This window comes from Duganella sp. Dugasp78, from assembly GCF_059491455.1.
Genome location: NZ_CP168506.1, coordinates 6055218 through 6069309, shown reverse-complemented (window position 1 = coordinate 6069309; position 14092 = coordinate 6055218). Strand labels below are relative to the sequence as shown.

The window sequence follows — 14092 nt, the reverse complement described above, 5'->3', positions numbered from 1 at the left end:
CTTCGGAGTTCCCATGCATCGTCACCTCGCAGCGCTGCTGCTTGCCGTAGCCGCGCTCGACGCCGGCGCCAGCGAATCGGCCAGCGGTCAATTCACCGCGACCCAGTCCTGCGAGGCGTTTGCGTCCTTCGCCAAGCGCACCAATCCGGGCGATGCCAAGGTGGCCGCCGGCACCGCCTACACGGTGCGCGAGATTAACAAGGTCGATTACGACTGGCTGCGGGTGGAAGTGCCCGGCGCCGAGCCGTCGCTGCGCTGGGTGCAGCGCAGCTGCGGCACGCCGGCGCTGGCCGAGCAGGCGGTCAAGGCGCCGTCCGGCGGCAACGACGGCGGCAGCTGCAGCATCGCCAACAAGCAGGACAGCTATGTGCTGGCGATCACCTGGCAGCCGGGGTTCTGCGAGCATGTGCCCTACAAGGGCAAGAAGCCGGAGTGCGACGCCATGAACAGCGGCGCGCTGGAAGCGAAGACCCTGAGCCTGCACGGCCTGTGGCCGAACCGGAAGGAATGCGGCACCCGCTACGGCGACTGCGAGGGCGCGCCGTTCGCGCTGACCAGGGAAACCATGGACAAGGTCGCGCCGTGGATGCCCAATTTCTACTTCGAGCGCAGCTTCGGCGCCTATGAATGGAACAAGCACGGCAAATGCCAGGCGCTGCCGCCGGACGAGTATTTCATCAAGGCGGTGTCGGCGGTGCGGGTGGTGAACGATTCGGAAGTGGGCAAGATCGTGCTGGGCAGCGTCGGCAAGAGCTTCCGCGTCGGCGAGTTTTTCGACCGCGTCAAGGCGCGCTATGGCGAGCAGGTGGCGGCCAGCATCACGCTGGTGTGCACCCAGCACAAATACCTGCAGGAGATACGGGTGGCGCTGCCGCTGGACTTCAGCACCGGCGGCGAGCTGCCGCAACTGGTTGGCAACGCCGCCGCCGCGGCACCGCGCGAGATCGGCTGCGACGACCAGGTGGTCGTGGAGGCGGCCGGCAGGAACTAAATGCGACGATTAGCAACGTCCGGCCACGCTTGCGTCAAATATATTCATTGGCGTACGACAATACCCCTATAATTATTTCGACATAGGCCCGCCAGGGGAGGGGGGATGAACGGCTTGCTGAATCGGCTTTTGCTGAGGCAGAAATTCCTCATGCTCGCGCTATTGGCTGCGGCCGTGGTGGCGCTGCCTTCGGTATTGTTCCTCCAGGAAGCGCGCAAGGCGGTCCTGATCGCCGAGATCGAGGCGCAGGGCGTGGCCCCGGTGCGCACGGTGTTGCGGCTGGTGCAGCTGGTTCAGCAGCACCGGGGGCTGCAGGCGATGCGCCTGAACGGTTTTCACGATGTCCGGCCGGAGCAGGAAGCCAAGCACGCCGAGGCCGACCGGGCGGTCGCCACGGTGGAAGGCCAGGTGCGCCGCTTGGACGACCGCGGCGTCAATCTCGCCTGGCAGCGGATCCGCGAGGATTGGACCACGCTCAGCAATGACATCACCCGGCAAAGCCAGTCGGCCGAGGCCAGTTTCACGGCGCACACGGAACTGATCGAGCGCCTGCTCAAGCTGCAATTGCTGATCGCCGACCTGTTCAAGCTGCGGCTGGATCCCGAACCGGAGACCTATTTTCTGATCGACGCGGCGATGGTGCGCGCGCCCGCCCTGCGGGAGACGCTGGCGCAGCTGCGTGGCCTGGGCAGCGGCATCCTGGTCGAGCGCAAGGTCGATCACGCCCAGCGCATGCTGATCCGTTCGCGCTCCGACCGCGCGCTGGACTACTACGACAATATCGACGATGCCCTGTCGCTGGCGATGGGCAGCAACGAGGCGCTGCGCGACACGCTGGCCGAGGTGGTCCAGGCCAACCGCAACGCCGGCGCGCAGGTGCTGCAGCTGGCGCACGAGCAGATCATCGCGCCCGAGCAGCTGGGCTTTCCCTCGCTGGAATACTACCGCCTGTATAGCGAGACCATCGACGGCCAGTACCGCGTGAGCGAGCTGGTGCTCGACCAGTTGAGCGCCTCGCTGACGCAGCGCGCCAGCCGCCTGACCCGCGTCACCAATATGCTGATCGCTGCCATCGTGCTGCTGTCGCTGCTGGCCGTGGTGCTCGGACGGCGGATCGTGCGCTCGGTGACGGCGCCGCTGGGCGTGGCGCTGGACCTGGCGCGTGCCATGACCGCCGGTGCGGCCGACAAGATCGCCGTCACCCAGGCCATCGCCAGCGGCGACCTGACGCGGGATCTGGTGCCGGCCGCGGCGCCCTCGGTGGCGCCGGACGCGATACCCGGCGACGAGGTGGGCGAGCTGCTGCGCTCGGTGCTGCGCATGAGCGAGGTGCAGCGCTCGCTGGACCTGGCGTTCGGGCAGATGACGCTGGCGTTGCGCGCCAACAGCGCGGCCGAGAGCGCCCGCGACTGGCTCAAGTCGGGCCTCAACGAGTTGAGCGACCTGATGCGCGGCGAACACGAGACCGGGCCGATGGCCGAGCAGGTGCTGTTGTGTCTGGCGCATAGGCTGCAGGCCCAGGTCGGCGCCTTTTATCTGTACGACGCCGCCGCGCAGCAGCTGTACTTGTGCGCCAGCTACGCCTACACCCGCAGGAAAGCCCTGGGCGAGCGCTTCGCGTTGGGCCAGGGCCTGGCCGGCCAGGCCGCGCTCGAACGTTGCTGCATCTGCATCGACGAGGTGCCGCCGGACTATGTGAGCATCGCCTCCGGCCTGGGCGCGGCGGCGCCGCGCAACGTGAGCGCCGTCCCGCTGCTGCACGGCGATACCCTGGTCGGCGTGCTGGAAATCGGCGCCTTCCATGTCTTCACCGATGCCGAGCTGGAATTCCTCGAACGGGCGCGCGACAGCATCGCCGTCGGCTTCGACGCCAATCTGTCGCGCCAGCGCATGCGACAGCTGCTGGGGCGCTTGCCGCAGCAGGGCGGCGGACCGCTGAGCCCGGCCTCACTGACAGGGAGTAGCGCAACGTGAGATCCTTGCTGACACGGTCGATGTTCTGGAAGCTGTTCGCGCCCATCGGCGCGCTGTTGCTGCTCAGCGCCCTGGCCGCGGTGGTCCTGCTGCCGCTGGTCATACAGCACAACGCCGAACAGGAAGCCATCGTGGCCGGCCAGGAAACGGTGCGGCAGTTCCAATTGCTGCGCAAGTATTACACCGACAACGTGGTGTCCAAGATCATGGCGGACGGCAAGCTGCGGGTCTCGTTCGACCATCTGGCGCGGCCCGACACCGTGCCCCTGCCGGCCACCATGATCCTGGACCTGAGCGCGCTGCTCAAGGAATCGGGCACCAGCCTGCGCTTGTACAGCCCCTATCCCTTCCCCAACCGGCGCGACCGGGTGGTCGACCAGTTCGGCGAGGACGCCTGGGCCTTTCTGCAGGGCAGTCCCGACCAGGTGTTTACCCGGGTCGAGAACGTCGGCGGCAAGACGGTGGTGCGGGTGGCGATGGCGGACCGGATGGTGGCGCAGACCTGCGTCAGCTGCCACAACAGCTGGCCCGGCAGCCCGCGCACCAACTGGAAGCTGGGCGATGTGCGCGGCGTGCTGGAGGTCGACTCGAGCCGGCAGCTGGCCAGCGGCCAGTCCATCATCAACCAGGTGCTGGCCGGGCTGGCGCTGATGTTGCTGCTGCTGGCGGTGTTCATCCGGATCTTTTATCAGCGCAGCATCGCGCGGCCCTTGTCGACGGCGCTGGAGACGGCCCGCGCGTTGAGCGCCGGCAGCGCCGAGAAGGTCCAGGCGGTCGAGGCCATCGCCGGCGGCAACCTGGAACGGGAGATCGCGCTGGCGCGGCTGCCCGACATCGATCGCCAGGCCATTTCCGCCGACGAGGTGGGGCAGCTGCTGCAGTCCGTGTGCAGCATGGGGGAAGCCCAGCTGGCGCTCGACGAGGCGATGCGCAAGATGAGCCATTCCCTGCGCGCCAGCCGCGACGCGGAGCAGGCGCGCGACTGGCTCAAGAGCGGCCAGAACGAGCTCAACACTCTGATGCGGGGCGAGCAGGAGACCGCCTCGCTGGCCGACAAGGTCTTGCGCTACCTGGCCACGCGCACCGGCGCCGGAGTCGGCGCCTTCTTCCTGCATGGCGAGCAGAGCCAGCAGTTTTATCTGGCGGCGGCGTACGCGCTGCCGGGCGGCGTCGACATGGGCGCGCGGATCGCCAGCGGCGACGGCCTGCTGGGGCAGGCCGCGCGCGAGCGCCGCATCCTGCTGGTGGACAATGTCCCGCCCGGCTATCTGCCGGTCGGGTCGGCGCTGGGCCATGCCGATCCCGGCAACCTGATGCTGGTGCCGCTGCTGCATGGCGACAACCTGGTGGGCGCGATCGAGCTGGCGGGCTTCCGCGCCTTCCGAACGGCCGAGCTGGACTTGCTGGAATCGGTGCGCGAGGCCCTGGCGGTCGGCTTCGAGGTCAATCAATCGCGTCAGCGCACCAAGGGCTTGCTGCTCGAGACCGAGCAACAGGCCGAGGAGTTGCGGGTCCAGCAGGAAGAACTGCAGCAGACCAACGAGGAACTGGCCGAACGGGCCGAGCTGCTGGAAACCCAGCGCGAGCAGCTGCGCCTCAAGCATGCCGAGCTGGAGCAGGCCAGCCGCGACATGTGGCGCAAGGCCGAGGAGCTGCAGAAGGTCAGCGCCTACAAGAGCGAGTTCATGGCCAATATGTCGCACGAGCTGCGCACGCCGCTGAACAGCATGCTGATTCTGTCGGGCCTGCTCAAGGAGAACAAGAGCCAGACGCTCAGTCCGAAGCAGGTCGAGTACGCCAGCACGATCAATGGGGCCGGCAAGGACTTGCTCAACCTGATCAACGATATCCTCGACCTGTCGAAGGTCGAGGCGGGCCAGGTGGAATTCAGCTATGAGCTGGTGCAGCCGGCCCAGCTGTGCGCGGCCATGCAGGACCTGTTCCATTCGCAGGCCGAGCAGAAGGGGCTGCGCCTGTGGACCGAGATCGCGCCGGACGTGCCGCCGCGCGTGGCGCTCGATGTGCAGCGCACCGAGCAGATCCTGAAGAACCTGATCGCCAACGCCATCAAGTTCACCCCCGCCGGCGAGGTGGCCTTGCGCGTGTCGCTGGCCGCCCCGGCCGCCAACCCGCTGGGGCAGCCGGCCGTGTGCTGGGCCGTCTGCGACACAGGCATCGGCGTGCCGGCCAGCAAGCAGGAATTGATCTTTGAGGCGTTCAAGCAGGCCGACGGCGGTATCAGTCGCCACTACGGCGGCACCGGCCTGGGCTTGTCGATTTCGCTGCAGCTGGCGTGCAAGATGGGCGGCAGCCTGAGCCTGCACAGCATCGAGGGCCAGGGCAGTACCTTCACCTTGTGCCTGCCGCTGGCGGCGCCCGCCGCCGCGCCCGCCGTGGCCGCCAGCGACATGCCCGCCGCCATGCCGCCGCCGTCCGCGCCGGCGGCCGGCGGCGCGCCGCTGCCGCCCCAGGTGCTGGCCGATGACCGGGCCACGTTGCAGGCGGAGGCGCGTTGCATCCTGATTATCGAGGACGACCGCAACTTCGCCGCCATCCTGATGGACTTCGTGCGCCAGCGCGGCTTTGCCGCCCTGGTCGCGGTGGATGGCGCCGGCGGTATCGCGCTGGCGCGGCACTACCTGCCCAGCGCCATCCTGCTGGACGTGATGCTGCCCGGCATAGACGGCTGGGGCGTGATGCGCAGCCTGAAGGACAGCGCGGAGACGCGCCACATCCCGGTCCACTTCATCACCTGCCTGGAGGAGCGCCAGCGCGCCATGGAGATGGGGGCGATCGGACTGGTCACCAAGCCGGTCAGCGCCGGGCAGCTGGACGAGGTGCTGGGCACGGTCGAAGGCGCGCTCGACCATGCGCTCAAGCAGTTGCTGATCGTCGAGGACAACCCGGCCGAGGCGGCCAGCCTGAAGGCCCTGCTGGGCGAGCGCGACGTAATGCTGACCGTCGCCGCCAGCGGCCGCGAGGCGATGGCGCTGCTGGCGGCCGGCCGCTACGATTGCATGGTGCTGGACCTGGGCCTGGCCGACATGTCGGGCTTCGAGCTGCTCGAGCATATCCAGGGCATGGAGCTGGCGCGCCGTATCCCCGTCATCATCCATTCCGGCCGCGACCTGACGCGCGAGCAGGAGCGCCAGTTGCAGCGCTATGCCGAGCGCATCATCATCAAGGGCGCCAAGAGTCCGGAGCGCCTGCTGAACGAGGTGACGCTGTTCCTGCACATGGTCGAGAGCAAGATGGAGCCGTCGCGGCAGCGCATGATACGGGCCGCGATCGACAAGGAGGCCATGTTGACCGGTAAGACCGTGCTGATCGTCGACGACGATATGCGCAACGTCTTCTCGCTCACCAGCCTGCTGTCCGAGAAGGGCATCGTGGTGCTGGAGGCCGACAACGGCCGCGAGGCGCTGCGCCGGCTCGACGAGCATCCCGACATCAGCGTGGTGCTGATGGACATCATGATGCCGGAGCTGGACGGCTACCAGGCGATGCGCCTGATCCGCGCCGACCGCCGCTTCAGCGACTTGCCCATCATCGCGATGACCGCCAAGGTGATGCAGGGCGACCATCAGAAATGCCTGGAGGCCGGCGCCAGCGATTACCTGGCCAAGCCAATCGACACCGACAAGCTGATGTCGCTGTTGCGGGTCTGGACCAGTCGTTAGGAGCCCGGCCATGGACCAGGACGCCGTCGAGGATGTGGAAATCGGCCTGCTGCTGCAGGGCGTGCGCCAGGTGTACGGCCACGACTTCGGCGGCTACGCGGAGGCCTCGCTCAAGCGCCGCCTGCGGCAATGGCTGGCCGGCTCCGGCCACGCCACGTTTTCCGAGGCCCAGGCCCGGCTGCTGCGCGATCCGGCCTGCTTCGAGACGCTGCTGCAGGGGATCACCGTGAACATGACGGAGATGTTCCGCGACCCGGCGTTCTTCCTGGCGTTGCGGCAGAAGGTGATCCCCTTTCTGCAGACCTATCCCTTCGTCAAGATCTGGCACGCCGGCTGCGCCAGCGGCGAGGAGGCCTATTCGATGGCGATCCTGCTGCAGGAATCCGGGCTGGGCGGGCGCTACCGCATTTACGCGACCGACCTCAACGAGGCCGTGCTCAAGCGCGCGCGCGACGGCATCTACCCGCTCAGGAGCATGCAGGCGTCCACCCGCAACTACCAGCTGAGCGGCGGCACGGCATCGTTCGCGGACTACTACACGGCCTGCTACGACCATGCCATCCTGGCGTCCAGCCTGCGCGACCATCTGGTGTTCGCCCAGCACAACCTGGTCACCGACAGCGACATCGGCGAAATGCACCTGGTGTTGTGCCGCAACGTCATGATTTATTTCAAGGGGGAGCTCAAGGACCGCTGCCTGGACCTGTTCCAGCATTGTCTGCAGCCGGGCGGTTTCCTGTGCCTGGGCATGAAGGAGCGGCTCGACAGCCGTCCGCAGGGCAAGCAATACGAGCGCTTCGCTGCCGATCTGAGCATCTACCGGAAGCCCTATGTCTAAGCGCACGCCATACCGGGCCGTCGTGCTGGGCGTGTCGGCCGGCGGCGTCAGCGCGCTCAAGTCGCTGCTGGGCACCTTGCCGGCCGACCTGCCCTGGCCCTTGCTGGTGGTGCAGCATATGTCGGCCGACTCGGACGGATCCCTGGCCGGCATATTGGGCCGGGGCTGCCCGCTGCGCGTCAAGGAGGCCGAGGAGCGCGAGCGCATCGAGGCCGCCACGGTGTACCTGGCGCCGGCCAACTACCATTTGATGGTGGAGCGCGACGGCACGCTGGCGCTGAGCACGGACGCGGCCGTCAGCTACGCCCGGCCGTCGATCGATGTGTTGTTCGAGTCGGCGGCCCGTGCTTTCGGCCCTGCGCTGATCGGCGTAATATTGACGGGAGCAAACGCCGACGGCAGCCAGGGATTACGGGAGATCAAGGAAAAGGGCGGCCTGGCCGTGGTCCAGGACCCGGCCGACGCCGCCAGCCCGAGCATGCCGCTGGCGGCGCTGGCCGCAGTGCAGGCGGACTACGTGGTGCCTCTTGCCGGCTTGGGCGCGCTGTTCCAGGCCCTGGCTGGCGGTCATGGACGAAAAGGAAAACACGGTGGACGCTAACAAGATTCCGGTGCTGATGGTCGACGACCGTCCCGAGAACCTGACGGCGCTCGCCGCCTTGCTGTCGGATATGGAGCTCGATCTGGAACTGGTGGCCGCCCACTCCGGCAACGAGGCCCTGCGCCACAGCCTGAAATGCGATTTCGCCCTGATCCTGCTCGATGTCCAGATGCCCGAGATGAACGGCCTGGAAACGGCCGAGCTGTTGCGCACCAATCCCAAGACCTGCCACTTGCCGATCATCTTCGTGACGGCCGGCATGAACGAGAAAAATCATTTGTTCAAGGGCTACGAATCCGGCGCGGTCGACTACCTGATCAAGCCGATCGAGCCGCTGGTGTTGCGCAGCAAGGTCAGGGTGTTCTGCGACTTGTACACGCAGCGCATGGAGATCGAATACCGCAAGGTCAACCTGGAGGGCATGGTGCGCGAGCGCACAGCCGAACTGTCCGCGCTGGCCGATAACCTGGGGCAGGAGTGCCGGGTGCGGCAGGCCACCGAGGAGGCGCTGAAGGAGAGCGAGCTGCGCCTGCACCGGGTGCTCGACAGCGCCTACGAAGCCTTCATCGGCATGGATGGCGAGGGCATCGTGTTCGACTGGAACCATCAGGCCGAGGTGATGTTCGGCTGGCAGCGCGCCGAGGCGCTGGGCCGTCCGGTGGGCGAGCTGATCGTGCCGCCGCAGTTCCGCGAGGCGCACAGCCGCGGCTTGCGGAATTTCCTTCGGACCGGACACGGGCATGTGCTCAACGAGCGTGTCGACCTGACGGCCTTGCATCGCGACGGGCGCGAGTTTCCGGTCGAGCTGAGCGTGTGGCAGATCCCGAGCGCCAACACCCGCCTGTTCGGCGCCTTTATCCGCGACATCACCGAACGCAAGCGCTCGGTGGAGGCGCTGCGCCAGCTCAACGAGGACCTGGAGGGGCGCGTCGAACAACGGACCCAGGAGCTGCGGCGCGCGATGGACCAGATCGTCGAATCGGAAAAGCTGGCTTCGCTGGGAGGCATCGTGGCGGGCGTGGCGCATGAGCTCAACACGCCGATCGGCAATATCGTCATGATGGCGTCGGCGCTGGGCGATCGCTTGGCCGAGCTGTCGAAGTCGGTGGCCGAGGGCACGCTGACCAAGAGCTCGCTGCATACCTTCGTGGACGAGTGCCTGAACGCCAGCGCCATCCTGGTACGCAGCGCGCAGCGGGCCGGGGAGATGATCGATAGTTTCAAGAAGGTGGCGGTGGACCAGACCAGCCAGCGCCGCCGCGTGTTCGACCTGCGCGACACGGTGGCCGATATCCTGCACACGCTGGGTACGGCGATGCGGCATGCCCATGTGGGCGTGGATTTACGGATACCGGCCGGCATCGAGATGGATACCTATCCCGGCGACCTGGAACAGATTTTCAGCAATCTGATCATGAATTCGATCCGCCACGGCTTCGGCGCCGACGGCGGCAGCATCATGATCGACGCCCGTCAGCTGCAGGGGCAGATCGAGATCGTTTACCGGGATGACGGCGCCGGCATCGCACCGGAGTTGCACCGCAAGGTGTTCGAGCCGTTCTACACCACCAAACTGGGGCAGGGCGGTTCCGGCCTCGGCATGTTCATCGTCCACAATCTCGCCCATGGCGTGCTCAAGGGCGATATCAAGCTCGACAGCGAGTGCGGCAAGGGGGTCACGTTCACCCTGACCGTGCCCGCCGTCACGCCTTAGCCGGCACCGGTGCTCAGGCTGCCGGCACTTCCTTCAGCCCGCTCCAGGACAGCGATGCTGCTTCCGTCACCAGCACCGAGGCGCCGGGGTGGATGGTCTCGGCCAGGCGGTGCACGGCGTCCCGCACTTCATTGATGGTCTCATTGCCGTAGTACATGAAGGTGGCGGGCGGCAGGTGGTAGGCGCGCCCATCGTCGGCCTTGACGCCGGCGGCGATATTGTATTTCGACAACTCGTAGCTCAGGCGCACGATGGTATCGGACGCGGCTTCGGTAAAGGATACATTAATAATGTAGTTGATCATGGTCAGGCCTTGGTTGAGGAAGCTGAATCATGCAGCAAGGCCCGGGCAAAAGCAATCCTCCAAGGAAAAGCCCCGATCAGGCTGTGGACCTGTCGGGGCTTAGCGTCAATTGGCGGAGAAAGCTTGTTGACTGGGACGAATAATAATGAAGATTTCTTAAGATTTCCTTAGTAGACACCCGGGCGTGGGGCTTTGGCGGCGTGCGCGGATGGTGTAGCATGCTGGACGGCGATTTGGCCGGGCGCATTGGCGCCGGTCCGCCGGTAATTCGAGGATAACTATGCAAATCAAAATTAACGACGTGTTGCGCGCCTACATCGAGCCGCTGACCGAGGCCGAATACGCGGCGCTGGAGCGCAGCATCCTGGTGGAAGGCTGCCGCGACGCGCTGGTGCTGTGGGAAGACGTGCTGGTCGACGGCCACAACCGTTACCAGATCTGCCAGCAGCACGGCATTCCGTTCAAGGTCACTGAAAACACCAGCTTCCGCAACCTGGACGACGTCAAGCTGTGGATGATCGATAACAACCTGGGCCGCCGCAGCATTTCCGACTACCAGCGCGGGGTGCTGGCGCTGCGCAAGAAGGAGATCGTGGCAGCCCGCGTGGCCGAGCTGGCCGCGCAGGCCGCCGCCGAGGATGCGGCCATCGCGCCGCCGGAAGGCGAGGCGGGCAAGGCCAGGCCGGCCGCCATGCCGCTGACCTCGCGCGAGGACATCGCCCGCGCCGCACGCCTGAGCAGCGCGACCATCAGCCAGATCGAAAAGATCCAGAAGACGGCGACGCCGGAGCTGGTGGAGGCGGTCCGTTCGGGCACCATCTCGATCAACGCCGCCGCCACGGTGGCCTCGCTGCCGGAAGCCGATCAGGTGGCCGCGGTCGCCGGCGGCAAGAAGGAGTTGCAGAAGGCCGCCAAGGAAGTGCGCGAACTGCGCGCCGCTTCGCGTCCCGCCAAGGAGGCGAAGGAGGGCGGCGGCGAGTACGGCCGGCCGCTGACCGAGGTCGAGGAGCTGCGCGCGGAGAACGCCTCGCTGAAGGAAAAGAACGCGGCGCTGCGGGCGGAGATCACCGCGCTGCAGCTGCGTATCTCGGAGCTGGTTGACGCCAGCTAGGTCGTTCCCGCGCAGGCGGGAATTCAGGCATTGCCTGAATTCCCCCCATAGACCGCTGATTGTTCATATGGCGTATGGATTCCCGCCTGCGCGGGAATGACGATGCTGCTTTCACCACCGGAGTCTCTCGATGCGTTCCAGCCTGGCTTTAATGTGTTGTGTTGCGATGAGTACGGCGGTGGCGGCGCCGCCGGCGCCCGAGGCAGCGCGCCTGAAGGCCGCCGCCCAGCGCGTGACCATCCTGCGCGACAAATGGGGCATCCCCCACGTCTACGGCAAGACCGACGCCGACGCCGTGTTCGGCCTGATGTACGCGCAGGCCGAGGACGACTTCAAGCGGATCGAGCGCAATTACATCAACGCCATGGGCCGGCTGGCCGAAGTCGAAGGCGAGGCCGAGCTGTATCGCGACCTGCGCATGAAGCTGTTCATCAATCCTGCGGACTTGCAGGCGCAGTACCGGCAAAGCCCGGCGTGGCTGAAGCGGCTGATGGCGGCCTACGCCGACGGCTTGAACTACTACCTGGCCACGCACCCCGACGTCAGGCCGGCGCTGATCACCCGCTTCGAACCGTGGATGGCGCTCAGCTTCAGCGAGGGCAGCATCGGCGGCGACATCGAATCGGTGGACGTGAAGCAGCTGCAGGAACTGTACGCCAACGGCGCCAAGCTGCCTCTGGCGCCGCCGGTGCTGCTGTCGATGGGCCGAGACGTCATCGGCGTCGACCTGGACAAGGAGCCGGGCGGCTCCAACGGCTTCGCCATCGCGCCTGCGCTGAGCAAGGACGGCCATGCGCTGCTGCTGATTAATCCACACACCTCGTTCTACTTCCGTCCCGAAGTGCATGTGCACAGCGAGCAGGGACTGAACGCCTACGGCGCCGTGACCTGGGGCCAGTTCTTCGTCTACCAGGGCTTCAACGACCGTCTGGGCTGGATGCACACCTCCGGCGGCGGCGACGTCATCGACGAATACCTGGAGACCATCAGCGAGAAGGACGGCCAGTTCTACTACCAGTACGGCCAGGAACTGCGGCCGTTGAAGGCGGTCGACATCACGCTGCCGTACAAGACGGAGGGCGGCATGGCCAGCAAGGTGGTCAGGGTCTACTACAGCCACCACGGCCCGATCGTGCGCGCCAAGGACGGCAAGTGGATCGCCGTGCGGCTGATGAACGAACCGCTCAAGGCACTGACGCAATCCTTCATCCGCACCAAGGCGCGCAGCTACAAGGAGTTCTACAAGGCGATGGAGCTACGCACCAACTCGTCCAACAACACCGTGTATGCGGATGCCGACGGCAATATCGCCTACTTCCACGGGAACTTCATCCCCAGGCGCGATCCGAGGTTCGACTGGAAGCATCCGGTCGACGGCAGCGACCCGGCCACCGAATGGCAAGGCCTGCACGAGGTGAAGGACACCATCACGTTGTTCAATCCGAAGAACGGCTGGATACAGAACACCAACAACTGGCCGTACACGGCGGCCGGTCCGTACAGCCCCAAGGCGCGCGACTATCCGGCCTATATGTCGATGAACCCGGAGAACCCGCGCGGCATCCATGCGGTGCGGGTGCTGGAGAACAAAAAGAACTTCACGCTCGACAGCCTGATCGCCAGCGCCTACGACACCCAGCTGCCGGCGTTCGAGCCGCTGCTGCCGCAGCTGTTCGCGGCATGGGACGAACTGCCGGAGGGCGATCCGCTCAAGGCCAGCCTGGCGCCGCAGGTCGCCGCGCTGCGCGGTTGGGACATGCGCTATTCGCTGGCGTCGGTGCCGACCTCGCTGGCGATCTTCTGGGCGCAGGACCTGTCGGCCACTTACGGCGCGGCGGCCAAGGCGCGCGAAGCGCTGGTGCTCGATTACCTCCAGGCGGCGATCACGCCGCAGCAGCGCTTGCAGGCACTGGAGCGCGCTTCGGCCAAGCTGGAGGCGGACTTCGGAACGTGGCAGACGCCGTGGGGCGAGATCAATCGCTTCCAGCGCCTGACCGGCGACATCGTCCAGCCCTTCGACGACAGCAAGCCCAGTTTGCCGGTGGCGTTCGCGTCAGCCAACTGGGGCTCGCTGGCCGCGTATGGCATGACGTCCAAGACCAAAACCAAAAAGATCTACGGCGAACGTGGCAACAGCTTCGTGGCAGCGGTGGAGTTCGGGCCGCGCATCAAGGCGCGCAGCATCCTGGCGGGCGGGGAGAGCGGCGATCCGGCCTCGCCGCATTTCAGCGACCAGGCCGCGATGTACGCGCGCGGGGAATTCAAGGACGTGTTGTTCTACAAGGCGGACGTGGAAAAGCACCTGGAACGCAGATATCACCCCGGTGAGTGAGGCCTGCCGCCGGGCAGGGCGTCGCCGATAGTCGGCGCCGGCGCCGGCGCAGAGCTTGCCGCCGCATCTGCCGCTGCCGCGGCCAGGGCTGCGGCGGCCGCCCGCGCCTCGGGCGAGGCATAGCGTGTCTGCGGCGGCGCCGGGACCGGAGGCGGCGCCGGCGCAGCTGCTGCGGGTGGAACTTCCGGCTCCTTGCTCCACGCCAGATTCTCAACCTTGTTGTTGCGCCGGTTGCCGTCCTTGTGGCGTACCCACTTCAAACCCGATGGATTGGGCAGGTGCGCCTCGGCCACCAGGTCGTGCACCAGGAATTCGCCGGTGCGGTTGCCGTTGCGTAGCTTGACCATCAAGCCTTCCGGCGTGACCTTGGGCCGCAGCGCCGTTACTTTGGGGCCGCCGGCGGCCAGCACGCGGCCATCCTTCGACACCTTGTAAAAGTCGCTGCCGGCCACCGGCTTGGCGCTGGCCACGCCGACCGAGTAAAGGGCGCCGATGGCCAGCACGCCGATGATGATCAAGATGAATTCCATAGGGGATAAGGCTGATG

10 protein-coding genes are annotated in these 14092 nt (G+C 66.4%); 8 read left to right on the top strand and 2 right to left on the bottom strand.

The genetic code is table 11. The features are described from left to right. The first annotated feature begins 13 nt into the window (after positions 1 to 13). The 6 genes from ACEN9O_RS26835 to ACEN9O_RS26810 all read left to right on the top strand — a co-directional run bounded on the left by ACEN9O_RS26835 (position 14) and on the right by ACEN9O_RS26810 (position 9798). Positions 14 to 991 (top strand): ribonuclease T2 family protein, encoded by a 978-nt coding sequence (locus tag ACEN9O_RS26835; RefSeq protein WP_495614843.1) that lies wholly within the window; start codon positions 14 to 16, stop codon positions 989 to 991. A gap of 150 nt (positions 992 to 1141) precedes the next feature. Then, on the top strand, positions 1142 to 2965 hold the full coding sequence (locus tag ACEN9O_RS26830) for a GAF domain-containing protein (RefSeq protein ID WP_495614842.1): 1824 nt from the start codon (positions 1142 to 1144) through the stop codon (positions 2963 to 2965). Beyond that, on the top strand, positions 2962 to 6645 hold the full coding sequence (locus tag ACEN9O_RS26825; RefSeq protein ID WP_495614841.1) for a response regulator: 3684 nt from the start codon (positions 2962 to 2964) through the stop codon (positions 6643 to 6645). Before ACEN9O_RS26830 ends, ACEN9O_RS26825 begins: the two co-directional genes overlap by 4 nt. 10 nt (positions 6646 to 6655) lie before the next feature. Beyond that, complete coding sequence (locus ACEN9O_RS26820; RefSeq protein ID WP_495614840.1) at positions 6656 to 7483, top strand: CheR family methyltransferase; 828 nt, start codon at positions 6656 to 6658, stop codon at positions 7481 to 7483. After that, positions 7476 to 8084: a chemotaxis protein CheB gene (locus ACEN9O_RS26815; protein ID WP_495614839.1), complete on the top strand. Its 609-nt coding sequence runs from the start codon at positions 7476 to 7478 to the stop codon at positions 8082 to 8084. The genes ACEN9O_RS26820 and ACEN9O_RS26815 overlap by 8 nt, the downstream gene beginning before the upstream one ends. Beyond that, positions 8053 to 9798: a PAS domain S-box protein gene (locus ACEN9O_RS26810; RefSeq protein WP_495614838.1), complete on the top strand. Its 1746-nt coding sequence runs from the start codon at positions 8053 to 8055 to the stop codon at positions 9796 to 9798. Before ACEN9O_RS26815 ends, ACEN9O_RS26810 begins: the two co-directional genes overlap by 32 nt. Before the next feature lie 13 nt (positions 9799 to 9811). Here ACEN9O_RS26810 and ghoS read toward each other — a convergent pair whose 3' ends face one another. After that, positions 9812 to 10102, bottom strand: a complete 291-nt coding sequence (gene ghoS / locus ACEN9O_RS26805) for a type V toxin-antitoxin system endoribonuclease antitoxin GhoS (RefSeq protein ID WP_495614837.1) — start codon at positions 10100 to 10102, stop codon at positions 9812 to 9814. 280 nt (positions 10103 to 10382) lie between these two features. Between ghoS and ACEN9O_RS26800 the strand changes: the two genes are divergently transcribed. Then, complete coding sequence (locus ACEN9O_RS26800) at positions 10383 to 11213, top strand: hypothetical protein (RefSeq protein ID WP_495614836.1); 831 nt, start codon at positions 10383 to 10385, stop codon at positions 11211 to 11213. A gap of 130 nt (positions 11214 to 11343) precedes the next feature. After that, entirely contained in the window at positions 11344 to 13545 is a 2202-nt protein-coding gene (locus ACEN9O_RS26795; RefSeq protein ID WP_495614835.1) for an acylase, read from the top strand. Here ACEN9O_RS26795 and ACEN9O_RS26790 read toward each other — a convergent pair. Next, positions 13530 to 14075 carry an HNH endonuclease gene (locus ACEN9O_RS26790; protein ID WP_495614834.1) on the bottom strand — a complete coding sequence of 182 codons (546 nt, stop codon included), beginning with the start codon at positions 14073 to 14075 and terminating at the stop codon, positions 13530 to 13532. The genes ACEN9O_RS26795 and ACEN9O_RS26790 overlap by 16 nt on opposite strands. Positions 14076 to 14092 lie beyond the last annotated feature (17 nt).

Excerpts from the sequence above, each read along its gene's own strand:
- ghoS (WP_495614837.1), bottom strand. The coding sequence starts at position 10,102 with ATGATCAACTACATTATTAATGTATCCTTTACCGAAGCCGCGTCCGAT.
- ACEN9O_RS26795 (WP_495614835.1), top strand. The coding sequence starts at position 11,344 with ATGCGTTCCAGCCTGGCTTTAATGTGTTGTGTTGCGATGAGTACGGCG.
- ACEN9O_RS26830 (WP_495614842.1), top strand. The coding sequence starts at position 1,142 with ATGCTCGCGCTATTGGCTGCGGCCGTGGTGGCGCTGCCTTCGGTATTG.
- ACEN9O_RS26810 (WP_495614838.1), top strand. The coding sequence starts at position 8,053 with ATGGACGAAAAGGAAAACACGGTGGACGCTAACAAGATTCCGGTGCTG.
- ACEN9O_RS26790 (WP_495614834.1), bottom strand. The coding sequence starts at position 14,075 with ATGGAATTCATCTTGATCATCATCGGCGTGCTGGCCATCGGCGCCCTT.
- ACEN9O_RS26820 (WP_495614840.1), top strand. The coding sequence starts at position 6,656 with ATGGACCAGGACGCCGTCGAGGATGTGGAAATCGGCCTGCTGCTGCAG.
- ACEN9O_RS26815 (WP_495614839.1), top strand. The coding sequence starts at position 7,476 with ATGTCTAAGCGCACGCCATACCGGGCCGTCGTGCTGGGCGTGTCGGCC.
- ACEN9O_RS26835 (WP_495614843.1), top strand. The coding sequence starts at position 14 with ATGCATCGTCACCTCGCAGCGCTGCTGCTTGCCGTAGCCGCGCTCGAC.
- ACEN9O_RS26800 (WP_495614836.1), top strand. The coding sequence starts at position 10,383 with ATGCAAATCAAAATTAACGACGTGTTGCGCGCCTACATCGAGCCGCTG.